Genomic DNA, 23,006 nt, shown 5'->3' on the forward strand with positions numbered 1-23,006 from the left:
ATAATTCAAAACTATATGAAGACTTACGAAGTAACAATAGGAATACCTGTCTACAATGTAGAAAAGTATATTCGTCTCACTATGGACTCTGCAATGGCACAGACCTTTGAGAGTATTGAATTCTTAATATTAGATGATTGCGGTACGGACAAGACAATGGATATTGTTCGTGAATATCAGAATAGTCACCCCCGTGGCAAGGATATTCGTATTGTGCGTCAGTCACAAAACGAGGGATTGGGACGTGCCCGTAACAGAATTATGGATGAGGCACAAGGGACTTATCTTTATTATTTGGATGGAGATGATGCTATTGAGCCACAGACTATTCAGTTGCTCTATAATAAAGCAAAGGAATTTGATGCAGACATGGTGTACGGAAGTTATAAACGCGTATTTACAGAAAACGATGTGGTTGTAAACACTATCCTTTATCCTTATCCTTATAAAATTTTTTGTGAACCTGACGAATATGCGTGTTATGCATATGATAGGAAGGTGCAGACCATGACATGGAATTATCTCATAAAGGTGGATATCCTCAGAAAGAATCATTTAAGAGTTGCTCCTGTAGGTTACGGTGAGGATTTTACCTTTACAGTTGATTTGCCCACTTATGTTACTCGTGTTATTTTACTTCCAGATATCACTTATAGTTATTATGTCCGTGATGTCAATATTCACAGATGGGATAAAAATGTAACACGTGAGATGATGGATGCTTATATTAAGACTATTGATGAGAAAAAACGCAGAACATCTTTAAAGGTTAAACCTTACTATGCTCGAAGATGTGAGATGTTATTAATGTATGATTTTTCTTTTCTTAAGGAAATTTTGAAGCGTCGTAACCAGATACACCCCCGATATACCAATAGGGAACTGCGCAATGTTATGTGGCATCCGATGTCATTGATGGAGATATTGCGTTCGCGAGGTTATCGAATAAAGATTTTGGGTGCGTATATTGTCAATAGGTTGCCTCCTGCTATTGCAGTCTTTGCTATTAAGTTCGCTATCAAGATCATGCTCCGATAATATGAGCTTATCTGCATATTTATTGAATACATGCCTTTTACCTATCTTTGATTTCGTTCTTTGAGGTAGCACAGAGACCTTCAAATAATTCTTTCCATTTATTCATAATGATATCTATATCGAAAGCCTTTGCCCGTTTTATAGCTTCTTGGGAGAACTTTTTTCTTAGGGATTCATTTTCTATTAAATGATTCAGTTCCTTTGTGAATAACGAAATATTTCCATTTCCAATCAGAAAACCGCATTGGTTATCTTTTATGATGCCGGCTGGACCATATGGACAATCAAATGCTATACATGGAACACCATGTTTTAAAGCCTCAAGAAGAACTAAGGAGAACCCTTCAAAGTAGGAGGTTAATACACAGATAGAGCTGTTCGCATATTCCTTGCTGATGTCATTTGTCGCATGGTGAATTTGTACCCGTTTAATACTTCTGTTATTAATTATTTCCTGTAGATTATTGCGTTGACTTCCTTCACCAAATATATCTAGAGACCAGTCAGGGTGTTGGATTGATATTTTTTCCCAAATGTCAATTAATCTTTCGTATCCTTTTTCTTTTTCAAGGCGTCCAACTGCAATTATCCGTTTTTTTTCGCAATCACTATAATTACTGACAGACATTGTAGAGAAATTTGGAATAACTTCAACATGTCTAGCTTTTTTCCATTCACTTATGCTTTCCTTAGTTAATGTAACTATAATATCTGCTTTATTCTCAATTGTGCGGTTATATATAAGCTTTTCATATGCTTTAGAAACAATAGAGGTGTAATTACTTAGTGATGTGAGACACTTAGGCTCGTGGCATTCTATTATTTTTTTAGCTGTACTTGGAATTTTACATACAATATCAGCACATGAATAACTAACGCCAATTAAAATGTCAGGATTAATAGTATTAATTGTTTGAGATAATAATTGTTTCATATTATGGTTAATTTTTATCTTAAACCAAAAGCGTATAGGGTATTTGTAATGGTATTGTGTGTTGTATGGTATTCCCAAATTAAATATTTTTACTAGTTTGGAAAGAGGATAAAAATATGGGGAACCTTCTTTCTGGAACATGTTGATAATATATATATCATATCCGAACTTTTCTGCGAGGTAATTTGCTTTTTCTGTCACGATTCTCTCAGCTCCTCCACATTTTCCTAAAACAGGTAGAATATATACAACTTTCATTTTTATTTGAATTATGATTCTTTTCTTTGCAAATATAATCTTTTTGGAGGAATTTGCAAATTATTTATCTTTATTTTATAAAAAAGTAATATATTTACGTATTATTTATTCTATTTTGTTTTATCGGACACCGATGATCTTTTTTTAAATACTATTTGTGCATATTGATAGTATAGGTATATAAAAAAGTGTGGTGTCTTTTTAATCATCATGGTTATCAACCTTTGTTGGATGCTATGGGTGAAATTTAAATCAGGAGCCTGAAAGTTTATGTAATCCATCAAAGCATATCTATCATTCTTTTCATTGATGCCATGTAACGTATCATATATCATGGAGCGGAATGATATATAGACATTTTCTTCTATCTTATACAGCAATTCTGATGAAAGACCTTCAATTTGTCTTAATTGCCATGTTAGGGCAATAGCCGTAATAAAATGTCTGGAGTTCTCAAATTTGTAGGCGTTGGTAGATGATCCTGGCCACTTTCTATAAATATTTAAAAGTATATTTGTACGGAGACAATTTTTAGCCTTGAGATAGCATTCATGTGTAAATGGTATGTCTTGATATCGTATGCCTGGGTAGTATATCAAATCTTTTGTTACAAGGAATTCTCTTCTGTAAAGAGTTCTCCAAACGAAACATTGGCGCGGATTTAATAATTCTAAATATATCTGTTCGCCAACAATCTTTTTAAAATGTGGTTCAGGTTGTTTAAACTCTTTTTTGTTAAAATCGTCTATTTCTTCATCAGTCATAGTTAAAAAGTCTGCCACAACTAAATCTACTTTTGTCTCTAGTGCTTTTTCAAGTAAGGGCTTTAGACTGTTCTCAATCAGCAAATCGTCAGAGTCTGGTATCAGGATATATTCTCCTTTTGCTGCAGCTATACCATTGTTGCGAGCTACAGACAGACTCTGATTATCCTGATTGATGACGGTGATATTATTATGTTGATCAATAATGTCAGCAATTACCTCCATGCTGTTGTCTGTTGTTCCGTCATTAATAATAATGACTTCAAAGCGTTTCTCGTCAAGGCATTGCTTGTAAATACTTTCGATACAGGTACGAACGTATTTTTCGACATTGTAAATAGGAACAATAATACTTAAATCCATGATTTATTTGTTGATTAATGCAAAGATAATGTTTTTTTTTAGAAATAACCATTTTTTTTCTTTTTTTTTTGATATTCTGTGAAATATTATGTATTTTTGCAGTAAGGCAAATGAAATATGGTATGGTCAACTAAAATATATTTCGTATATTTTATCAAGAAGACCATTATGAAGACAAGGATGATAATTTGGTGAAGAATAATGAAACTCGTATATTTATATCATTCTCTGGCTATTTGGGGGGGTATTGAGCGCATCTTAGTGGATAAGATGAACTACTTGGTTCGTCACTATGGCTATGAGGTGTTTATGGTAACATCTGACCAAGGTCAGCACCCAATTCCATATGATTTAGATGAACGGGTCCATTTTATAGATTTGAATATCCGCTTTCATCAGCGGTATAAGTATAAATGGTGGCGTAGACCTTTTATATATCGTCAATTGTCCCAGAAATATCTTAAGCTATTAAAGAAACAATTGGAGACCATTCTGCCTGATGTGATGGTGTGCACGTCCATTCAGGATGTTAACTCATTGCTAAAGATAAAAGGAACTACTCCTCTTGTAGTAGAATCCCATATTAATTTTAAGCATCCTGATACGTTATTTCATCGAATACAAACAAGGATAAATAATTACTGGATTGGTAAGGCAGAGGCTGTGGTGACATTGACAAATGGAGATGCGGAGCATTGGCGTCAAGTGAGTAATCATGTGTATGTCATTCCTAATATGGTGCATCTGAATGATACGAATTTATATAGCGACTGTACGGCAAAACGTGTTCTTTTTGTTGGCAGGTTTGAGGAACAGAAGAATATTGGTGAGTTAATCAGTATATGGCAATTGGTACATCCGAAATTCCCTGACTGGAAATTAGATATGTATGGTGATGGGGCATTATGGGAGAAATACAAGAATGAGGTGGATGCTTTGAATATCAATATTGAGATACATAAGCCTACTGCTCAAATCATGAATGTCTATCGTAATAGTAGTATTTTTGTTTTGACCTCTCTTTATGAGCCTTTTGGCTTAGTCATTCCTGAGGCAATGAGTTGTGGATTACCGGTTGTTTCCTACGATAGCCCTTATGGTCCTGCCAGTATCATCTCAGATGGCGAAGATGGCTTCTTGATTCCCAAGCATCATCAACAAGCATTTGCTGATCGTTTATGTCAGCTTATGGGTGATGAGGAGTTGAGAAAGAAAATGGGTCGGCACGCCATAGCCTCTTCCCAACGTTTCTCCGCTGACAAAATCATGCCGATGTGGAAAGAACTCTTTGAAAAGCTAACTTCTCTTTCCTAACATCCAGGACATTCTCGATTGGAAGAAGAGAATGAGGGGGTAGAGGAGAATGGTGACGAGGAGTCCTAAACCATATGCCTCAAGTGGGGTATAGATGTAATCTGTTGATACATGGAAGATGGGCTTAAGGATGCCGTAGCGGATAAAACCAACCATCATCCAGTGGAGTCCGATGAATGCCATCGTACCATTGGAGTAGTTGATGACGATCTTGGAGCGAATGCCATTCAATAACTTGCAGAAATAGATAAAGGCAAGGAGCCCAAATAGGACGGCAGGGAAATAAGAGATCATGTGCATCGTAAAATTCTCCTCGCAACCTGCGTGGTAGTCGAAGAGGATGATACTGATGATGAGCGAGATGATAAACCAGCCAAGATCCTTTTTGAAATCACAAGTCTCAAAAATATGGTATCTGCGACAAAGGAATCCCATAAAATAGAATACCAAGGATTTAGCAATGCCGATGACGACATAATGTGCAGGAACATACCCGGCTTTGTGGGCAATATAGACGCCCATTCCCAACAGGCTTAGCAATCCCATGGGGACGGTTCTGATGATCCAATTATTCTTGTGAAAAATGGTATCACTCAGAATCGTCCCCCCTATCAAGCAGCAATCCAGTAGCAGATGCATGATAAATAAAGCGGCAATAAACCAGGTGACGGGGTTTAGCTCTTCTGCGAAATGGTTGTTTGCCTGTAAGAGTAAAGCACCGTAAATCGGTCGCAAAGATTCTGCGAGAGTGGGCATTGTTCCATGCTCACTATAGAATCTAATCAACCAATAGGGGTAGAACAGGATATTATAAATAATGTATGGTATGCCTAATTGATATCCGTATTTTTTGACTTCTTCTTTCAGGTTGGTACGCTCTTTTTTCAAATAGCCGGCATTGAACATCAAACAGGCAAGAAGAAATACCTCAAACCAAGTGACAGGTTGTGCCCCTAATGCGTGAGGTATATGGACAGGGATAACCAGTGCGACGCTGAGGAACTTTGCCCAGTCCATCCAATTAATTCTCTCGTTCATGTTACAAAATTACAAAAAACTCTACACTCTACACGTTAAACTCTAAACTTTTTTGTATCTTTGTGCCGAAAACAAATATTATTGTTATGGCAGAATGGTATGAGAAATATCTGAGCATCTATGATAAACCTTTCAGTGAGGTGCCGCAGGAAGTGATTGATGGAACCCGTGAGCGAATGAAAAGGCTGCAGAGCCAGGAGCCTGTCGCCTCTATTGTCATTGTCGCCTATAACGAGGAGAAGCATCTGCCGGCATGCCTTTGGTCTCTGAGTGAGATCCAGTGTAAGTATCCGGTGGAGTTTATCGGGGTGGATAATGAGTCAAAAGACCGTACGGCGGAAATCTACGAGAAGATGGGCGTCACCTATTATACAGAACATCAACACACCTGTGGCTATGCCCGCCAGTGTGGCTTGAATCATTCGAAGGGTAAGTTCTATATGTGTATAGACTCCGACACTATCTATCCTCCTCATTATTTTGAGGTGATGATTGACCATCTGATTCAACCTGGTGTTTCGGCGGTAGCTTCTCTGTGGAGCTTTTATCCTAACGAGCGTTTTTCCACGTTTGGGTTGAAAGTCTATGAGTTCTGCCGTGATATCTATCTGAGGATCCAGAGTGTCAATCGTCCGGAGTTGAGTGTACGAGGTATGGCTTTCGGTTTCTATGCTGAGTATGCTAAAAAGGAAGGCTATCGCGTGGAACTGCTACGTGGTGAGGATGGCTCCATGGCACTGGCGATGAAAAAATATGGTAAGATCAAGTTTGTTTATGACAAGCGGTGCCGGGTGATAACCAGTTACAGTTCCTTTAAGGAGAGTTCTTTAGCAAAGGCAATGTGGAATCGATTGAAGTCATATGGTATCTTCCGTCTTTTCTATAAGACGGATCACTATGAGGATGCCAAAGACAACTTTTTAAAATGAAAGATTAAAGATTAAAAATTAAAGATTCCTAGTACTTTTTCTACAATAGGTGCCATGTCGTAGTATTTGTACTCGGCAAGGCGACCGCCGAAGATGACATGGGCCTCTTGCTTAGCGAGCGTCTCGTATTTTTGGTATAGTTCACTGTTCTTCTCATCATTGACGGGGTAGTAAGGCTCCAATCCTTCTTTCCATTCTACGGAGTACTCCCGGCTGATCACCGTCTGGGGATTCTTGTCAACCTCAGCGGCAAAGGATTCGAAATGCTTGTGCTCGATGATACGGGTATAGGGAATGTCAGCTTCAGTGTAGTTGATTTGTGCCAATCCTTGATAATTAGGAGTGTTGAGTGTCTCTGTCTCAAACCGAACCGTCCGATAATCTAGTTTACCGAATCGGAAATCATAGAACTCGTCTATCCTGCCCGTGAACACAATATTTTCTGCAAGAGCCTCCAGTTCTTTCCTGTTGGCAAAGAAATCAATGTTCACTTGTGTGTCGGTGCCCTCCAGTAAACCGTCAATGAGTTTGTTGTACCCCCCGATGGGCACTCCCTGGTAGGAGTCATTGAAGTAGTTGTTATCATAGACAAAGCGCACAGGCAGGCGTCTGATGATGAAGGGAGGTAACTCGGTGCATTTGCGCCCCCATTGTTTTTCAGTATATCCTTTGATCAGTCGCTCGTAGATGTCACGACCCACTAATAGTAATGCCTGTTCCTCCAAATTTCGCGGTTCTGTGATTCCTGCAGCCTTCATGGTTGCAATCGCTTCTGCACGTTGTTCTTCTATCTTCTTTTTCGCCTCTTCAGGAGTGATGACTCCCCACATCTGCGAGAAAGTATTCATGTTGAAGGGAAGGTTATAAGCCTTTCCTTTGTAGATGGCAACGGGAGATTCCGTAAAGCGGTTGAACTCTACGATAGCATTGACGAAGTCCCATACTTTCTTGTTAGAGGTATGGAAGATATGCGGACCGTATTTGTGAACGTTGATACCAGCCATTTTCTCGCAGTACAGATTACCGCCCAGATGAGGGCGTTTATCAATTACTAAACATTTTTTTCCCTGTTGCTTGGCGCAATAGGCGAAGGTTGAGCCGAAGAGTCCTGCTCCCACAATCAGATAATTGTATTTAGCCATATTCCTTTTTTAAAGTTTTCTGCCTGCAAAGATAAGAAAAAATCTAAACTTTTTCTTATCTTTGCACAAAATATGCCAAAAGAACGGATAGAATATATTGATGCGATGCGGGGATTCACCATGATTCTCGTGATTTACTCGCATGTTTGTGTGTTCTGTTTTAAAGAATACTTTATTGCTTTCAATGATGTGTTATTCCTATTGCGCCTGCCCTGTTTCTTTATGATCAGCGGCTGGTTGTTCTTTAAGGCTACAAGAGCCTGGGATCATTCGACCGTCAAGCAGGTGTTAAGCAATAAATTCATGGTGCAGATTGTTCCGACTTTTATTTTCCTTGCCTTGCATGAACGTGCCAATTTCTTTCACCAGTTAGGGGCATTTAAAGGAGGATATTGGTTTACTTTCGGACTTTTTGTCTTTTTCTGTCTATATATTCTCTCCTCTCTTCTTTTCCGTCGTAGCCGACACAGAGACTGGTGGATGCTTTTAACGGCAGTTGTGATCTCCATGTCAGCCAGCTGGTATGATATGCATTATCGTGCTGTCTCCCCACATATAGGGTGGGGGCGGGAATTCTTGGGTTTTATAGGATTTGTCACTTGGCGTTATTATCTCTTTTTCTTCATAGGAACTTTGGTGAAGAGACATTTCGAGAAGTTCTTAGAGTGGACGAATCGTCGTGAAGTGTTCTTCATCGTGATTATTCTCTTTGCCCTGACGGCAAGTCTGCCCCGTACTGATTATTGGCCATGGGTGTATACCCGGTTTGCACTGAGTGGCATTTTCGGCATGGTAATGGTCTTCACCTTCTTCCGCTATTTCGCCTCGTGGTTTACGAAAGAGCGTACCTTAGGACGGAGTTTACAATACGTAGGAACTCGTACCTTGGACATCTATCTCCTTCATTTCTTCTTCCTGCCAGAATCGTTGCTGTTGTATAACCGACAGTTGCTGGCTTACAATAGTAAATGGGTTGAAATCGGTGTGGTGATGGGAGAGGCCTTGGTTGTTTTAGCATGTTGTCTGGTGGTCAGTTACATCCTCCGTCTCAGTCCGTTCTTGGCGAAATATCTGTTTGGAGTGAAACAAAAGTCGGTAGTAGAAAAGCCCCAATAAATTTGGCATTTTACTCACTTATTTGTACCTTTGTAAAAAGTTTACCAATATGCATACACTGAAAGAACTAAAGAAATTGGCTAAAGAAACGGTAACGGGTTCCAAAACAAAGATAGCTTTGTTGGGTGATACGGCAACACAGTTATTGTCAACTGCCATTCTTGGTGAGGCTGCTGCCAGACGATTGGCAGTTGAGTTTTATGAAGGTGAGTATAGTCAGGTAGAGCGACAGTTGCTGGATACGACCAGTGAATTATATGCCTTTGACCCAGATATCCTGATTATCTTTCAGTCCACCCATAAACTATGTGAGCACCATAGTCTATTGACTGTGGAGAAGCAATGTACTGTGGCGGATGAGCGACTCGATTTTGTGTCAACCCTCTGCCAGAGTCCCCAGCTTGCCAACAAGAAGATCATCTATTTCAACTATCCGGAGATAGAGGATACGGTCTTTGGCAGTTATGCTAACAAGGTGGTTTCAAGTTTCACGTTTCAAGTTAGAAAGTTGAACTTTGAACTGATGAACCTCTCCCAACAGCATGCCAATCTTTTTATATGTGACATCGCAGGACTGCAGAATAAGTTCGGACGTGACATGATGTTTGCCTCTAATGTCTATGTGAGTACGGAGATGATACTCAGTATGGATGCGTTGCCCTATGTCGCCTCCAGGGTGATGGATATCGTGGGTGCCATCAAAGGACAGTTCAAGAAATGCCTGATACTGGACCTTGACAATACTGTCTGGGGCGGTGTCATCGGTGATGATGGACTGGAGGGTATCCAACTGGGGCACGGACTGGGTATCGGGAAGGCTTTTACGGAGTTCCAGATGTGGGTCAAGAAGTTAAAGGCTCGGGGTATCATTATCTGTGTCGCCTCCAAGAATAATGAGGAGACGGCGAAGGAACCGTTTGAAAAGCACCCGGATATGATTCTGAAGTTAGAGGATATCGCTGTGTTTATGGCTAATTGGGAGACAAAGGTGGATAATATCCGTGCCATTCAGCAGATCCTGAATATCGGTTTCGACTCGATGGTATTCTTGGATGACAATCCCTTTGAACGGAATATCGTACGGGAGAATATCCCTGACATTACAGTTCCTGAGTTGCCAGAGGATCCCGGAGAGTACTTGGAATACCTGTATTCCTTGAATCTCTTCGAGACAGCTTCCTATAGTGGAGCAGACAAAGATCGTACCAAACAGTATCAGGTGGAGGCTCAGCGGGTGTCTCTCAGTAAGACTTTTACCAATGAGGCTGATTTCCTGAAGTCGCTGAATATGATATCCAAGGTGAGCGGATTCACGAAGTTCAATACTCCCCGTGTCGCTCAGTTGTCACAGCGTAGTAACCAGTTCAACCTTCGTACCATCCGGTATACGGAGGCGGACATTGAGGCAATGGCGGAAGATCCGAAGGTGATAGACCTGAGCTTTACCTTAGAGGATAAGTTTGGTGATAATGGACTGATAGCTGTGATTATCATGAAGGAACAGGATGCTGATACCTTGTTTGTGGATACCTGGTTTATGAGTTGCCGGGTGTTGAAACGTGGCATGGAGAACTTCACGCTGAATACAATGGTAGAAGAGGCGAGGGCGAAAGGGTATAAACGTATTGTCGGTGAATACCTGCCTACGCCAAAGAACAAGATGGTGGAGGAACATTATCCTCATTTGGGCTTCACGCCAGTTGCCGGCTCTTCTACGGCACAGTATGTCTTGGATGTGGAGACCTATGAGCCTCGTGAATGCTATATAAAGATGAAAGATGAAAAAATTTAAGTAAACCAATGGACTGTCAATTAGAACATATAGGATATGTGACGGATGACATTGCCAAGACGGCAGCATCTTTCCGTTTGTTAGGTTATGAGTCAGGTGATATCGTCCAGGATGATACCCAGCGAACCCGTATCTGTTTTCTCCGTAAACAAGGAGATACAACGATTGAGCTAGTGGAACCGTATGAGGATAATAAGACCATGCAGAAGATGCTGAAGCGAGGGGTGACTCCTTATCATACCTGTTATGTGGTGGATGATATCCATGCCGCCTATGAGGAGATGCTGGATCATGATTTTACCCCATTGTTCAAGCCCGTTGCTGCTCCCGCCTTCGGAAACCGGCTGATTGGTTATTTCTTTAAACAAGAGGTTGGTCTTGTCGAATTGGTCAATCGTTCATAAAAAGAAGAATACGATGGCAAGAGAACGTAATTTTGAGGTCATGAGGACATGGGCAATGTTTAGCATTGTCATCTATCATTGTATGTGTCATGGGATCGGGAGTGACTATGCCTTTGATTTACAACAGCCTGTATCATTGTTTAACTTCACCTTCTCCGACCTTATTCTTGTCATTGGTAGTATTGCAGTTAACCTGTACGTGTTGGTATCTGGATATTTTCTGATTAATACCAAGTTCAAGATTAGCAGGATAATAAGAACCTGGGTGAGTGCTTTATTCTATTCCGTCGTCATCACGACGACGTTCCTGTTATTGTCTTTGGAACCATGGAGCATCGTGACATTAGGCAAGAGCTTTTTTCCGCTCAGTACGGATGCCTATTGGTTTGTGTCTCAATATATCGGATTATTAATCCTGTCACCTTTCCTTGCCATGCTTGTCAGGCAGTTGTCTTATCGACAGTATGTGGCATTATTGATAGGCATGGGCTTGATGGTCTTGTCTGTGATCCCGGATTTCCCCTTGGGGAAGCGATTCAGCATCTCTCATGGTAATTCTGTGTGGAGTTTCGTGTATTTGTTTTTCATAGCAGGTTTTATCCGCCTTCATCTGAAAAGAATCCCTATGGGTAAGTTGGTGGTGACAGTACTTGGTCTTGCCTTATTGACCATGGTGTCTGAGATGGTACTGGGTTTCCATAACGGTGTCGGTCATCTCTTGTGGTTTAATTACAATGGCATCCTTCTGTTCCTCTCTGTTGCCGTGTTTGTCTTTATCCGCCAGCAGCAAATCCCTGAGACGGGAATCTGGAACCTGATGGTCAAGGTGGCACCTTATACCTTTGGAGTCTATTTGATACATGATCACCTTTTAATGCGTGACTGGATATGGAAAACACTGTCCATGACCTCGTATGCCAACCAATGGATTTATGCTTTGGCAGTGATGGTCGTTTGCGTGTTGATTTTCGCCATCTGTATTCTGATAGATACAGTCAGAAAGAGACTCTTTGCTATCCTAAAAATGGATGACTTGATGATCAGGTTAGATGGCAGGTCTTGTTTCTCGAAGCTCTTTACTTAACTTCTCAGAGAAACGTTGTGCCCCTTCTCGGTTGAGGTGTCCGAAGTCGAAGAAATATTCAGCATGTCCGACAAAGTCACTGTCACGATAGTGATCTAGGAAAGGAATCTGGTGTTTTTGGGTAAGTTCATGGACAAACCGAAAGACATCCTGCTGAGAACAAACATACATGGGTGATTCAACCATGATTAGTTGAATGCCATGACTTTGACAATCTTTGATGAATCTCTCAAGGAAATGAATGCGCTCTTGATCGACGGGGAAGGGATATTCCTCAGCCTTGATACCTGTAGTGTCTAGAATACCGTCCATGGGCTTCCAGCCTTTCAGGCTTCTGTCCATAGAACCTAGCTTTCCTGTCAACAAATTAGGCAGACTACCTGTGTATCGGTATGTCCATGACAATTGGTATTTCCAATAGTTACCAGACAACTTCAACATCTCGTCGCATGCCTCGCTCTTGCCGCAGTAGGGGGCAAGTGAATTGGCACGCTCGATGCCAGAGAAAGGAGTCTGCAGCCAGTCGCAGGGGTGGATCTCAAAGATGATGGTCTGTGGGGTATAACGGGTGAGGATGTTGCCTAACAGTCCATAGTGGTAATAGATATTCTTAATGCCCCAGTCGGCAGTGTTATAGCAGTCTTTCCCCAGTTCCTTTTCGAAGATGGAGGGGACAAAGTGGTGCAGGCAACGGGAACTGCCGAAGAAAAGGACAGGATCGCGGGTCGTCTCGTTGGAATAGCTGATCTTGTACTCGTCGGTGGCATTTGACTGGCTATACAGGATGCCCAGCCCGTAGCCTAATGCTCTGTCGAACAGGAAGAACAAAGCAGCGATGATAGCGATGCGGATAAGTAACTTCTTCATGGCTCAGAACTGGAAATAGATAAACTGGTTGTTGTCAAAGATACCGAAGAGTAGGATGGCAAGGATCTCGACTGTAACAGTCAGTTCCCAACGCCACCGCTCTGTCCAGACGGGTAAGTATATTTTCTTCTTGGAGAAATACTCCTCCTGGAAATCTACATAGATGAGGGCAAGGGAGCAGATAGCGCCATTGACCAGTGTCGGCATGTCGAAGAACAGTCCTCCGTTCCATGCCTCAGGGATACGACAGAGCACAGCCCAGAACTCGTTGATATTCGTGGAATGGAATAGCATTAGACCGAAGGTCACTACCAGATAGTTGCCTGCCATTCTCCATGCGAAAGGAGCTGTTGGCAGTCCATAACTGTTCAGCAGGATCTTGGTCTTCTTAAAGAACTGTCCGTTGACCATCAGGGGAATATACCATAGACCGTGGTAGATGCCGAAGAGGAAGAACGTCCAGTCGGCACCGTGCCACATACCGATAAATGTCATGTTCAGCATGATGGCGGCAATAGTTCCGTTTGTACCCCAGTCTCGTAACTTGATATTCAGGGGCATGAAAACGTAATCGGTCAGCCATGATGTCAGTGACATGTGCCAGCGACTCCAGTATTGGGCGATATTGATAGTGAAGAACGGACGCTTGAAGTTCTCTGCCACTTTGAAACCTAACATCAATGACACGCCAATCGCCATCTCACTATAGCCGCTGAAATCCGCATACATCTGGAAGGGGTAGAGCAGGGAGGCGAAGAGGATAGACACTGCCGAGTGGTGCTCGAAATTGTTCCAGACAGCACTGATATACAGGTCTAACCTGTCGGCAATGCACATCTTCATGAACATACCCCATAATACCCTGCGGAACCCCATCATGAGGTTGTCGGGGTTAAACAGGCGACTCTGAGCCAGTTGCTTCAAGAAGGGCTTGGGACGGTCGATAGGACCTGACAGGATCGTCGGGAAGAAGGCGATGAAGTTGGCAAAGTTGAAGATGTTACGCTCGTGGTTAATCTTCCCATGATAGATGTCGAGAGGATAACTCATCAGTTTGAAGGTAAAGAAACTCAGACCGATGGGTACGATGATATGGGAAGCGGTCCATGACAGGTGGAGTCCGATGAGGTCGGCTGCCGCCACAAAAGAACCGATAAAGAAATTCAGGTATTTGAAATAAAACAAGGCACCGATGCCTATAACGACACTCAGCGTCGTCAGACGGGAAGCGAGTCGCTCTTTCTCTTGTTCAATGGCTATACCGATACCATGACCGATGCCCCAGAAAATCAGAGTGAGCAGTGCCAGCAACCCTGTCATCTTCAGGTCTACCTGTGCATAGAACCAATAAGAGCATGCTAACAGGAAAAAATTCTGTAGCACCTTCTTCGGGGCAAGGAGGTAATAAACCACCAATACCACCAGGAAGAACCACAGGAATGCCAGGGAGTTGACTACCATCTTACATCATCCATCTTACATCTTCCCTGCAATGCAGTCCACGAGGTCACCCACATTGTCCCATGACAGGATCTCACGGGAGGTGAACTTGATGCCGAAAGCCTTCTCCAAAGCTACTACCAGCTGTACGTGGCTGAGGGAATCCCATTCCTCCACGTCATCAGCAGTGGTCTCGTCTGTGAGGACCAGGTCTTCTACCTCTAACTCATCCCGGAATACTTCCTGTACTTTTGCTAAAATATCGTCTCTTTCCATTTTTCTGAATGTTTATCGTTTATTTTGCTTACAAAGGTAATTGGTTTCTGTTATTTATCCAAATATTTATTTGTAAAAATCAAAATCGAACCCCATCTCCTTTGCCATCTGCAGGATATGGCGTGTTTTCTCCTCGGAGAAAATAGGGGGAATTGAAGAATGGGTACTGAAAATGACGAAACCTTTTTGCTCGTATGCTTTCTGTAAAAGTCGGCGCATGGCGGCAGTGTCAGTGTCGACGGTGATAGGGATACGTCCTAACTGGAACACATGGCGGTCGGGATTCACCAACGTGGCACCAGAGATCATCTGAAGCCCCTGCTGCTGGATGACCCGTCGGATGATCCTGTTGTTGCATCCATGGGGCGGTACAGCCATTTTGATGATTCGGGTGGTATCAAATCCTTGCTCTTGCAATCGTAGATAACTGAGGGTGAAGTCTTCTTTGATCTGTTCTTCCGTCCAGTCCCACCATTTCTCATGTCTGTAACCATGTAACACGATACCGGCACCCTGTTGTTGCCATGCCGCCAGAGAGTCAGCCACTTCAGATGTCATCCTATCGGCGATGACGGCGAAACAAGGCTGAATGCCTACCTCGTCGGCAATTTTCTTGACTTTGAACACCCCCTCTGTACTATCGTCGTCAATCCATAAAGCATGGGCACGGTCATCAATAGAACCGCCATACCATGCGTCAAGCAGTCCCACATAAAGGGTCTGCTTACTCCATTCCGTGCCGATGATAGGCGCCCGCCACCAGACTATTACGACAATGATGATGACTATTAGTAGAAAGGCGTACACTTTTTTCACTTTTTCCCCTTTCCAAAATAGTCGCTGTAGATAATCCAGTCTGACAACTCCTGTACCTTGTCAGTGACGGAGTTTTGGTAGCCCTTTTGAAGAAGAGTATGTCCCAACCCATGCCATGGACTCTCTATGCCCATGACATCAAGGATGGTGGTGTAAATATCCAACTGGTTGCAAGCACCGTCCCATGCCTTGCTATTGTCTATGCCACCGTTGATGATGTAGATGGGGATCTCACGAGTGATCTTTCCTTCCATATCCAGATAGGTCGGGTGTGCGTCATGATCAGAAGCGATGATAATCAGACTGTTGTCATAAAGTCCGTTCTTCTTCAGTTCATCCATGTATTTCCCAATCTGAAGGTCTGTATAATGACAATTGACGAGATAGTTTTTGTATTTCTCAGGCAGGTTTTTGTCAGTGAGATGGAAACCGTGTTCTATCTGGGAGGTATAGGGCATGTGCATGTCCATGGTGAGGATCAGGGAACAGAATGGCTGCTTCATCGACTTGTCTAATTGGACCGCATATTGGAATACCATGTCATCACTGAGGAAAGTTCCCTTATTGTCATGGAATGCCTTGTGGTATTCAATGGATGAGTAAAGATGGTCGAAACCATAGCCCTCCGTCATGGCTTGCTGGTCCCATAGGCTGGGGTTGGTGGGGATGAGGGTGTAGGACTGTAGGTCGGGATATGCCTTCTTGAGTTGTGTGGGTAGTCCGAAGAGGGTGATGTCCCTTGCTTTGCTGACAGTGATCTCGGAGTGCAGGGGGAGTAGTCCCGCCATGTAAATCAGTTGTCCGTCGGAGGACTCTCCGATAGACACGTTTGGTTGTATATGTCCGTTGTAGTAGGTGGCACTGTCATGTCTCAACCGGTTGAGGTTGGGCGTGATTTCCTGTCCGTCAACCACCAAGTCGGAGGTACAGGCGAGATAGGACTCTATCAAGATAAAGATGACATTCTTGACGTTGTCCGGGGCGGTCCGCCTTGTGACGCGTTGGCTGTGGTTAGTATACTCCTTCTCAATCTCAGCTTTTTGCTCCTCAGTCAACTTTAGTTTTCCGCCACGGGTCAATGGCTCTATTGCCATTTTCCGGAAAAAGCCTTTATGGAATACCGTCCAGTTGGGCCACATGGAATCCATCTTTGGTCCCGTAAACATCGTTTTCCTGAACTCTTCCATAAAACCTGTGGATGGATGGAAGAAGTACATGGAGTGGGCGGCAAGTCCTATGCAGAGGGTAACAACCCATAGACAAAGGGTGGTGCGCAGACTTTTTGTCGTGAGACGGTTCTTGTAACGGTTGGATAGCCAACAGAAGAGACATGCCGCTATCGGGTAATAGAGATCGATGATTCTGAATCCTTCCCACATGCTGTCGATGACAATCCCTTCTGTCAGGTTCCCTGCTTGTCCGATAGAGGACCAAGACAGGTATTGCAGGAAGAAACGGGAGTAGAACACATTACAGAACGACCATATCAGGGTCACGAAAAAGGTGAGTGTGAGACTGAGCCTGAGTCTTCTGAATGTAATCAGCCAGAAGAAGACAAGTAATACGGTAACATCCAACAGACAGGCGATGAAATTGTCAATAGGAGAAGTCGTGAAATAGGGTATCTCTAAGTCTATCGTCAACAGAAACTGGAAGTGCATGAACAGCAGATTCAGTATGCACAGGAAGAAGAGGATAAAATATTGAATGTTAATATGTTTCTTGATGTTTAACATGTTGTTGAATGTCTATTAGGGGTGTAATAGTTCGTCGAATTGGTAGCACCAGTTGCCAGCAGCGTCTCGCAAATTGCCACGCGGACCGTGGAGGTTCCCGCTTTTCATGTAATCACCATTGACGGCGTAACGTACTTTGCAGTTCAGGGGAGTCTCTGAGCAGGTGACTCTGATGCTGTCGCCTTCTAAGGTTGCCGCTGTGGCGATATTGCGGTTGTCCTTGGTGATGACGCTAAATCCGTAGTTTTCTGCTTTTCTTACTTGTGTGGTGTCTATCGTCAATGGTGGATTTGGTACATTGAGGTGAATGATAATATCTTGATGGTTTGCTGATAATGATGTTGGTATCAAACCTTTGTTTCGCTCTTCCCCTCTTATAATTCCTAATGCGGAACGAGCAGCTAATTCACCGATATGTTGCTGTCCTATAGCATCAATGTGAACTTTTTCTCCAACACAAGAATAAGGGTATGTGGGACCACTTGCCCAGAACCATTTATCGTCGCTGAGCACCTCCACGAAAGTCTGGGGTATGGTAGTCTCGACACTTTGATAGTTGTTGGCTTTGAATCTGTAACCTCTTGTTAATGGATTAGGTTGATAACATATAAAGGGAATCGTGTCATTACTTTGTGTAATTCGGTGAATATCGTCATTCATATCTTTCCATATCTGGATGAATAACTTTTGATAATCAGTCCCAGGGTAGTCTGCGATATCTGTCTCTCCTTGCATCCAACAGATGGCTGGAATCACAAAGTCCCAGCCATTCTCCGTAGCTTGTTGATAGGCAGTTTCGATGTCTTCCATAAATTCCTGATAAGGGAGTGAGCCTTTGCTCAGATTTTTAATGATTGTAGCACCTTGTCCACCTGGGAAGGTACAAATTAGGGTGTCCTCTCCCAATTGGTCTGCAAGTCGTTGTGCCATGGTATAGATGGATAGTTCGAAGCTGCGACGCTTGTACTTAATCATTTTTTTAGCGAACTTTTTCAAGTCGTCATTGTCGAAATACCCGAAATGATGGTCTAAGTTCTCCGTCACGATACGTCCGTTGGCATAGTTCTCCAGTGAGTCGAAGTCTGTGATGCGTTCCGCCTCTTCCCCTAAGGCAAGACTTTGTCCGTAAACAGGTATACAGACAACCACTTTATGCCCCTCGGGCTTCTGTGCACAGGCTGCAAATAACAAGGTGATGACGAAAAGCAGTAATCCTTTTTTCATGATGCTTTATAGGTAGATAATGGCGAAATACGAAAGAATCCAGCCTGCGATGCAGCATTGGATGAAACGGTCTTTCACCAATACTTTGGTGGGACTGCCGCTGCGATGGTATACCAGCATGTTCTGGAGGTAACGCAGCAGACCGGCAAGTACCCAGAAGTTTGTCAGATAGACATACGGTGAACCGAAACGCTCAATGACTCCCTCGTTCATGGTATAGATGATATAGCATACCATGGTGATGGTGCCGACGATGGTAACACTGAGGTCGATAAACTGGGCATTGTAGCCTGCGATACTCTTGCGGGGCATCGTACCAGTGAGTTCATAGATACGATAGTCGTCCTTCCGCTTGGCAAAAGCAAGGAAGAGGGCGAGCAGGAACGTCATCAGGGAAAGCCATCCAGACACGAAGATATCGGTGGTGAAACCGCCAATCAACACTCGTATCACAAAGCCTACCGCAATGATAGCAACATCCAGGATGGCATGTTGTTTTAATTGGACACAATAGGCGATATTCATGCCCCAATAACCTATAAGCAGGGCATAGAGTATCGGCATGTTGACACTATGCGATAAGGAGACGAGTAGGAGGGAGGCTATCAGACATAATACCATGATAAAATAGCCTTCCCATATGCTGACTTTTCCTGCGGCAATGGGGCGCAACCGTTTCTTGGGATGCAGGCGGTCGCTCTCCACATCGTGGATATCGTTGAAGCAATAGATGCTGCTGGAGACGAAACAAAAAGCAAGGAATGTCCATAGCGTCTGTATAAAATACTCTTTGTTCAGCAAGTTGTTGCTGAAGAACAATGGGGCGAACACAAAAGCGTTCTTAAACCATTGCAGGGGGCGCAGAAGCAGGAACGCATCCTTCATATTCCTGCAAATATACACATAGAATTACGATTATTATAAAGCGTTTGATGTTTTTTTTCATTATTTAACGATTAAGCAGGCTGCCGGTTGACAGTTCCGTCAATTCTACTATTAGAATAACTATACCTTTGTCACATAAAATTCCATAACTAAAAGACTATAACATGGAAATACGTGAAACGGTATTTTTTGATGGACTGACGAATATTCTTCTCAGCCACATAGAACAAAGTAAAAAGCAGATCAAGTGTCAGCAGGGTGATCCTTCACAGTTTCAAAACGACATCCTGAAAATGGGGCATTTTAATGGCAACATCTTCTCGAAGGACAAAATGTTCTGTCACTCGGCAAAAGTGTTTATTCGTTTTCTGTTGAATCTGGCGATGTACATGGGTAAGGCGCGGTTTATACAAATGTTCATGGATGTTGCTCATTTCATCCTTGATGTCGCTGATACTGATGATGCCATCAAGATTAACGAAGCTCATGCGAGAAAGTAAGAAAAACAGAAGAGACTAATCAATATTCATTATTGGTTTCTATCGAACTTATCATTCAACACATATCAATCATGGAACAAAACCTTGTGTCAGTCAAACTGATCTTGGGAGAGATTGCCCTGGCGGGGCTGTCTCTTGAGGAAGAGCGCAGGATCGACCAGTTGGAGCACCACCGCATCCTGCCTGATAGTGAGTTACAACAGGTGGAATTTCTGTTTAAGTTGTTTAATAAACCCTGTTTTGCCCGTGGTGAACTGGTGGGTGTATCAGGAAAGGCTAAGAGTGGGAAGACTTTCGTCTGTTCTATTCTGATGGCTCTCTGTTTCCGCAACCAGGTGCTCTCCGTCGATCGGATCGAGCCGAGAAGGTTGCATGTGCTGTGGTATGATACGGAACAAAGTGAGGAGTCGACGCAAGACATCCTGAAAAACCGTATCCTGCCCATGACAGGATTGTCAGAGAGTCAGTTTCCGAAAGAACTATTCGATGTGTTCAATGTCCGAGGAGAGCCGTATTCCGAACGGTTGCCTTTGTTGGAGACGGCTGTCAGTCGCTATAAGCCTGACTTGGTCATCCTGGATGGCATCCGTGACTTGGTGGCGGACATTAATGACGGGATTGTTGCCCAGGAAGTTGTGGAACGTCTGATGCACCTTGCCTCTGAGCAGCGGTGCTGCATCGTCTGTGTCCTTCACCAAAACAAGTCACTGGAGGATAACAACCTGCGTGGCTGGATCGGTACGGAGTTGAAAAACAAGGCGTTCGAGGTGTATGAGTGCTCGAAATCCAGTGAGCGTATCTTCGCCTGGGCACAGACGGATACCCGTAAGTATGACATCCCCGATAAACTGAAGTTTGCCGTCAACGAACAAGGTCTTCCCTATCGTTGTACGGAGGAGCAACTGTTGGAGGCTCAGTACGAGGCGCAGCGGAAACTTGCCGAGGAACGGCAGAAAGCCGGGGACGGCAGCAAGTTGACACCCTTTAATCCGAAGTACGTCATCGGCAAAGAGAATCATCATACGCTGTTTGATGTGCCACTATTGTTTAGCGATGCCATGGAGGTGGAGAAGGTGTATACCGAGGAACAACTATTGAAAGCTGTCGGGATGCTGTCACATATTGCTGTGGAGAACGTCCTGCGGCGGCAACTCAACAAAGCGTTGAAATTGGGAGTTATCATGCAGAGTTACGATGCTTGTCAGCAACGGATCTATGTCAGACCGAAGCCCACCCAACCGAAAGTGATAGAGACTCAACTTATTTTCTAACCCGCTGCCGAGGTGAAGGTTCCAAGCCCCATACCTACTTCTCTATAGAGAGAAGGTAGTATGGGCCTTGGGGAATACTTCACCGAGGCACCCAAACACTAAAACCATGCCTTTTGAATTTTCTTCCTTATCAGCATTACTACGCCAACCAGAGAAAAACGGTAAGAATCTGGTTGACAGGACTGTTAGTACCGATACCGTGTTCTGCCGTTCCTTGGTATCGGAGGGTTATCTCACTGAGCAGCAGATGCGGCATGCTGCGGAGCGTTACCGTCTGGGGCGGTCGAAAGATGGTGCCGTCGTCTTCTGGGAGATTGACGAGTGCCAAAAGATCCGGGACGGGAAACTGATGTACTACCAAGACAATTGTCATCGGGACAAGGAGCGGAATGCCACCTGGGTTACCGCAAGACTGAAACAGCAGCGAGAGTTGTCCTTGATGTTCGAGGCGGAACGTTGTCTCTTCGGACTGCATTTGTTACCAGAAAATCAAGACCAGACAATCATCGTTGTCGAGGCGGAGAAGACGGCGGTCATCTGTTCAGAGCTGTATCCTGAGTCTGTCTGGATGGCATCAGGTGGTCTCACCATGCTGAATGTCTCCAAGCTCTATCCCCTTCGGGACTATCGTGTCGTCCTCTTTCCCGATACCGATGAGACGGGGGATACTTTCCGGCAATGGAAGGAGATTGCCGACGCGGCGCAGGAGTTCTTCAGATACCCCATCCGTGTCAGTGCGATCCTGGAGAATAACGCCACGCTGGAGCAGAAAATGGCGAAAATAGATATTGTAGATTATTTGTTTGAACAGCGATAACAATGAAAGCAATGAAAAAACGAGAAATTGCCGATAATGCCGGTGTTTCTGTCAAAACATTGATGAATTGGTGTCGTCCATTTAGGCAGGAATTAGCGGCATTAGGTATGAAACCTAATGCAAAAAAACTGCCGCCTCACATTGTTCAATTTATCTGTGAAAAATTTTGCATAGATGTTTGAGAAAACGGAAGGAAGCGGAAAATGCCCTTTTGAAATGTTGTACCTTTGTAAGTGTCAAGGAGAATGGCGCCACCCGATGCGAAGTTAGGTACCGACTAAGCAAGGGTTTCCTACCGACAAACTGATAGTTTCCTACCGACAAACTTAATTTAAACAACATGACAGTAAAAAATCCACAATTCGAAATCAATTTGCGAGTGAATGAGAACCCCCGCTCGTCAGGCTTCGGTAAGTATTATCCGAAGGCAGTAGAGAAGAAAACAATCTCTCTTCGTGGTCTTACCAAACACATGGAGGAGCACCACAGCATCTATGGACGTGACGTCATTGAGGGTGTGATCACCAAAATGGCAGGGTGTATCACAGAGCTTATCTCACAGGGTAATCCTGTGAAGATTGACGGACTGGGCACTTTTGTGCCTACCGTAGAGTCTGTTAAGGACGGTATCTCCAAGGAGGATATCCTGAACGGAAAATGGAATGCCAGTCTATATGTGAAGGCGATTCATATCCGCTTCCGTCCTGAGGGTGCTGGTGAAGATGATATCACTTCTCGTAACTTCAAGGATCAGTGTGCTCTTACGACCTATGGTGTCGAGGAAAAGGTTGATCTCACACCAGAGGAGACGGATCTTGAGAAGAAGGAGTTCATCAAGCGTGTCACACCGCTTGACGGTTGGATCAAGGATCAGAAAAAGTCTAACTAACCAAACAAGAGACTGAGGTGATGCAGGGACTGTGCTATGGTGACACTCGTCCGGCTGATGTCCGCTCATAATTTCTAAAACACCACCATCAAGCAAGTCTGATTGCCTC

23 protein-coding genes are annotated in these 23,006 nt (G+C 43.5%); 12 read left to right on the top strand and 11 right to left on the bottom strand.

Going from position 1 to position 23,006, the window contains the following annotated elements:
• The first annotated feature begins 15 nt into the window (after nucleotides 1-15).
• Complete coding sequence (locus BM257_RS02840) at nucleotides 16-1,038, top strand: glycosyltransferase family 2 protein (protein ID WP_092068046.1); 1,023 nt, start codon at nucleotides 16-18, stop codon at nucleotides 1,036-1,038.
• A gap of 37 nt (nucleotides 1,039-1,075) precedes the next feature.
• On the opposite strand, the gene BM257_RS02845 is transcribed toward BM257_RS02840, so the two are convergent.
• Both BM257_RS02845 and BM257_RS02850 read right to left on the bottom strand, forming a co-directional pair.
• Nucleotides 1,076-2,230, bottom strand: a complete 1,155-nt coding sequence (locus BM257_RS02845; RefSeq protein ID WP_092068048.1) for a glycosyltransferase family 4 protein — start codon at nucleotides 2,228-2,230, stop codon at nucleotides 1,076-1,078.
• Between the two features lie 110 nt (nucleotides 2,231-2,340).
• The gene (locus BM257_RS02850) at nucleotides 2,341-3,357 is read right to left on the bottom strand and encodes a glycosyltransferase (RefSeq protein WP_092068050.1); all 1,017 of its coding nucleotides are present in this window, start codon (nucleotides 3,355-3,357) and stop codon (nucleotides 2,341-2,343) included.
• A 201-nt stretch (nucleotides 3,358-3,558) separates the two neighbouring features.
• Here BM257_RS02850 and BM257_RS02855 point away from each other — a divergent pair, with 201 nt between their 5' ends.
• A complete protein-coding gene (locus tag BM257_RS02855; RefSeq protein ID WP_092068052.1) occupies nucleotides 3,559-4,671 on the top strand; it encodes a glycosyltransferase family 4 protein in 1,113 nt (370 codons plus the stop codon).
• On the opposite strand, the gene BM257_RS02860 is transcribed toward BM257_RS02855, so the two are convergent.
• Complete coding sequence (locus BM257_RS02860; RefSeq protein ID WP_143096724.1) at nucleotides 4,654-5,709, bottom strand: acyltransferase family protein; 1,056 nt, start codon at nucleotides 5,707-5,709, stop codon at nucleotides 4,654-4,656. The genes BM257_RS02855 and BM257_RS02860 overlap by 18 nt on opposite strands.
• Before the next feature lie 86 nt (nucleotides 5,710-5,795).
• Between BM257_RS02860 and BM257_RS02865 the strand changes: the two genes are divergently transcribed.
• Nucleotides 5,796-6,638, top strand: a complete 843-nt coding sequence (locus tag BM257_RS02865; RefSeq protein WP_092068056.1) for a glycosyltransferase family 2 protein — start codon at nucleotides 5,796-5,798, stop codon at nucleotides 6,636-6,638.
• Between the two features lie 11 nt (nucleotides 6,639-6,649).
• Here the strand turns inward: BM257_RS02865 and glf are convergent, their stop codons facing one another.
• Entirely contained in the window at nucleotides 6,650-7,780 is a 1,131-nt protein-coding gene (gene glf, locus BM257_RS02870) for a UDP-galactopyranose mutase (RefSeq protein ID WP_092068058.1), read from the bottom strand.
• Between the two features lie 72 nt (nucleotides 7,781-7,852).
• Between glf and BM257_RS02875 the strand changes: the two genes are divergently transcribed.
• Genes BM257_RS02875 through BM257_RS02890 form a run of 4 tightly spaced genes read left to right on the top strand, consistent with a single transcriptional unit; the run spans nucleotide 7,853 to nucleotide 12,176 of the window.
• Nucleotides 7,853-8,896 carry an acyltransferase family protein gene (locus BM257_RS02875; protein ID WP_092068060.1) on the top strand — a complete coding sequence of 348 codons (1,044 nt, stop codon included), beginning with the start codon at nucleotides 7,853-7,855 and terminating at the stop codon, nucleotides 8,894-8,896.
• A gap of 49 nt (nucleotides 8,897-8,945) precedes the next feature.
• Nucleotides 8,946-10,688 (top strand): HAD-IIIC family phosphatase, encoded by a 1,743-nt coding sequence (locus tag BM257_RS02880; protein WP_092068062.1) that lies wholly within the window; start codon nucleotides 8,946-8,948, stop codon nucleotides 10,686-10,688.
• 8 nt (nucleotides 10,689-10,696) lie between these two features.
• Nucleotides 10,697-11,092 carry a VOC family protein gene (locus tag BM257_RS02885; RefSeq protein WP_092068064.1) on the top strand — a complete coding sequence of 132 codons (396 nt, stop codon included), beginning with the start codon at nucleotides 10,697-10,699 and terminating at the stop codon, nucleotides 11,090-11,092.
• A 13-nt stretch (nucleotides 11,093-11,105) separates the two neighbouring features.
• Nucleotides 11,106-12,176: an acyltransferase gene (locus BM257_RS02890; protein WP_092068066.1), complete on the top strand. Its 1,071-nt coding sequence runs from the start codon at nucleotides 11,106-11,108 to the stop codon at nucleotides 12,174-12,176.
• On the opposite strand, the gene BM257_RS02895 is transcribed toward BM257_RS02890, so the two are convergent.
• The 7 genes from BM257_RS02895 to BM257_RS02925 all read right to left on the bottom strand — a co-directional run bounded on the left by BM257_RS02895 (nucleotide 12,138) and on the right by BM257_RS02925 (nucleotide 19,420).
• Complete coding sequence (locus tag BM257_RS02895; RefSeq protein WP_092068068.1) at nucleotides 12,138-13,043, bottom strand: hypothetical protein; 906 nt, start codon at nucleotides 13,041-13,043, stop codon at nucleotides 12,138-12,140. The two genes, BM257_RS02890 and BM257_RS02895, sit on opposite strands and share 39 nt — an antisense overlap.
• Before the next feature lie 3 nt (nucleotides 13,044-13,046).
• Nucleotides 13,047-14,504, bottom strand: coding sequence for an MBOAT family O-acyltransferase (locus BM257_RS02900; RefSeq protein WP_092068070.1), 1,458 nt, complete (start codon nucleotides 14,502-14,504; stop codon nucleotides 13,047-13,049).
• Nucleotides 14,505-14,519: 15 nt separating this feature from the next.
• Nucleotides 14,520-14,759 (bottom strand): acyl carrier protein, encoded by a 240-nt coding sequence (locus BM257_RS02905; protein ID WP_092068072.1) that lies wholly within the window; start codon nucleotides 14,757-14,759, stop codon nucleotides 14,520-14,522.
• A 66-nt stretch (nucleotides 14,760-14,825) separates the two neighbouring features.
• A complete protein-coding gene (locus BM257_RS02910; RefSeq protein WP_177215990.1) occupies nucleotides 14,826-15,575 on the bottom strand; it encodes a polysaccharide deacetylase family protein in 750 nt (249 codons plus the stop codon).
• A complete protein-coding gene (locus BM257_RS02915) occupies nucleotides 15,572-17,311 on the bottom strand; it encodes an LTA synthase family protein (protein WP_092068076.1) in 1,740 nt (579 codons plus the stop codon). Before BM257_RS02915 ends, BM257_RS02910 begins: the two co-directional genes overlap by 4 nt.
• Before the next feature lie 15 nt (nucleotides 17,312-17,326).
• Nucleotides 17,327-18,535 (bottom strand): sialate O-acetylesterase, encoded by a 1,209-nt coding sequence (locus tag BM257_RS02920; RefSeq protein ID WP_092068078.1) that lies wholly within the window; start codon nucleotides 18,533-18,535, stop codon nucleotides 17,327-17,329.
• A 6-nt stretch (nucleotides 18,536-18,541) separates the two neighbouring features.
• Entirely contained in the window at nucleotides 18,542-19,420 is an 879-nt protein-coding gene (locus BM257_RS02925; protein WP_092068080.1) for a UbiA prenyltransferase family protein, read from the bottom strand.
• Between the two features lie 164 nt (nucleotides 19,421-19,584).
• Here BM257_RS02925 and BM257_RS02930 point away from each other — a divergent pair, with 164 nt between their 5' ends.
• The 5 genes from BM257_RS02930 to BM257_RS02950 all read left to right on the top strand — a co-directional run bounded on the left by BM257_RS02930 (nucleotide 19,585) and on the right by BM257_RS02950 (nucleotide 22,897).
• Nucleotides 19,585-19,920 (top strand): hypothetical protein, encoded by a 336-nt coding sequence (locus BM257_RS02930; RefSeq protein ID WP_092068082.1) that lies wholly within the window; start codon nucleotides 19,585-19,587, stop codon nucleotides 19,918-19,920.
• Nucleotides 19,921-19,991: 71 nt separating this feature from the next.
• The gene (locus tag BM257_RS02935; protein ID WP_092068084.1) at nucleotides 19,992-21,191 is read left to right on the top strand and encodes an AAA family ATPase; all 1,200 of its coding nucleotides are present in this window, start codon (nucleotides 19,992-19,994) and stop codon (nucleotides 21,189-21,191) included.
• A 106-nt stretch (nucleotides 21,192-21,297) separates the two neighbouring features.
• Nucleotides 21,298-22,008 (top strand): DUF6371 domain-containing protein, encoded by a 711-nt coding sequence (locus tag BM257_RS02940; RefSeq protein ID WP_143096725.1) that lies wholly within the window; start codon nucleotides 21,298-21,300, stop codon nucleotides 22,006-22,008.
• Nucleotides 22,009-22,010: 2 nt separating this feature from the next.
• Nucleotides 22,011-22,190, top strand: coding sequence for a hypothetical protein (locus tag BM257_RS02945; protein ID WP_092068088.1), 180 nt, complete (start codon nucleotides 22,011-22,013; stop codon nucleotides 22,188-22,190).
• A gap of 158 nt (nucleotides 22,191-22,348) precedes the next feature.
• Complete coding sequence (locus BM257_RS02950) at nucleotides 22,349-22,897, top strand: HU family DNA-binding protein (protein WP_143096726.1); 549 nt, start codon at nucleotides 22,349-22,351, stop codon at nucleotides 22,895-22,897.
• The last annotated feature ends 109 nt before the right edge of the window (nucleotides 22,898-23,006 follow it).

The sequence above is a fragment of the Prevotella sp. tf2-5 genome, assembly GCF_900115435.1.
In the GTDB taxonomy this organism is placed as follows: domain Bacteria; phylum Bacteroidota; class Bacteroidia; order Bacteroidales; family Bacteroidaceae; genus Prevotella.

Excerpts from the sequence above, each read along its gene's own strand:
- BM257_RS02840 (WP_092068046.1), top strand. The coding sequence starts at position 16 with ATGAAGACTTACGAAGTAACAATAGGAATACCTGTCTACAATGTAGAA.
- BM257_RS02845 (WP_092068048.1), bottom strand. The coding sequence starts at position 2,230 with ATGAAAGTTGTATATATTCTACCTGTTTTAGGAAAATGTGGAGGAGCT.
- BM257_RS02850 (WP_092068050.1), bottom strand. The coding sequence starts at position 3,357 with ATGGATTTAAGTATTATTGTTCCTATTTACAATGTCGAAAAATACGTT.
- BM257_RS02855 (WP_092068052.1), top strand. The coding sequence starts at position 3,559 with ATGAAACTCGTATATTTATATCATTCTCTGGCTATTTGGGGGGGTATT.
- BM257_RS02860 (WP_143096724.1), bottom strand. The coding sequence starts at position 5,709 with ATGAACGAGAGAATTAATTGGATGGACTGGGCAAAGTTCCTCAGCGTC.
- BM257_RS02865 (WP_092068056.1), top strand. The coding sequence starts at position 5,796 with ATGGCAGAATGGTATGAGAAATATCTGAGCATCTATGATAAACCTTTC.
- glf (WP_092068058.1), bottom strand. The coding sequence starts at position 7,780 with ATGGCTAAATACAATTATCTGATTGTGGGAGCAGGACTCTTCGGCTCA.
- BM257_RS02875 (WP_092068060.1), top strand. The coding sequence starts at position 7,853 with ATGCCAAAAGAACGGATAGAATATATTGATGCGATGCGGGGATTCACC.
- BM257_RS02880 (WP_092068062.1), top strand. The coding sequence starts at position 8,946 with ATGCATACACTGAAAGAACTAAAGAAATTGGCTAAAGAAACGGTAACG.
- BM257_RS02885 (WP_092068064.1), top strand. The coding sequence starts at position 10,697 with ATGGACTGTCAATTAGAACATATAGGATATGTGACGGATGACATTGCC.
- BM257_RS02890 (WP_092068066.1), top strand. The coding sequence starts at position 11,106 with ATGGCAAGAGAACGTAATTTTGAGGTCATGAGGACATGGGCAATGTTT.
- BM257_RS02895 (WP_092068068.1), bottom strand. The coding sequence starts at position 13,043 with ATGAAGAAGTTACTTATCCGCATCGCTATCATCGCTGCTTTGTTCTTC.
- BM257_RS02900 (WP_092068070.1), bottom strand. The coding sequence starts at position 14,504 with ATGGTAGTCAACTCCCTGGCATTCCTGTGGTTCTTCCTGGTGGTATTG.
- BM257_RS02905 (WP_092068072.1), bottom strand. The coding sequence starts at position 14,759 with ATGGAAAGAGACGATATTTTAGCAAAAGTACAGGAAGTATTCCGGGAT.
- BM257_RS02915 (WP_092068076.1), bottom strand. The coding sequence starts at position 17,311 with ATGTTAAACATCAAGAAACATATTAACATTCAATATTTTATCCTCTTC.
- BM257_RS02920 (WP_092068078.1), bottom strand. The coding sequence starts at position 18,535 with ATGAAAAAAGGATTACTGCTTTTCGTCATCACCTTGTTATTTGCAGCC.
- BM257_RS02925 (WP_092068080.1), bottom strand. The coding sequence starts at position 19,420 with ATGAAGGATGCGTTCCTGCTTCTGCGCCCCCTGCAATGGTTTAAGAAC.
- BM257_RS02930 (WP_092068082.1), top strand. The coding sequence starts at position 19,585 with ATGGAAATACGTGAAACGGTATTTTTTGATGGACTGACGAATATTCTT.
- BM257_RS02935 (WP_092068084.1), top strand. The coding sequence starts at position 19,992 with ATGGAACAAAACCTTGTGTCAGTCAAACTGATCTTGGGAGAGATTGCC.
- BM257_RS02940 (WP_143096725.1), top strand. The coding sequence starts at position 21,298 with ATGCCTTTTGAATTTTCTTCCTTATCAGCATTACTACGCCAACCAGAG.
- BM257_RS02945 (WP_092068088.1), top strand. The coding sequence starts at position 22,011 with ATGAAAGCAATGAAAAAACGAGAAATTGCCGATAATGCCGGTGTTTCT.
- BM257_RS02950 (WP_143096726.1), top strand. The coding sequence starts at position 22,349 with ATGACAGTAAAAAATCCACAATTCGAAATCAATTTGCGAGTGAATGAG.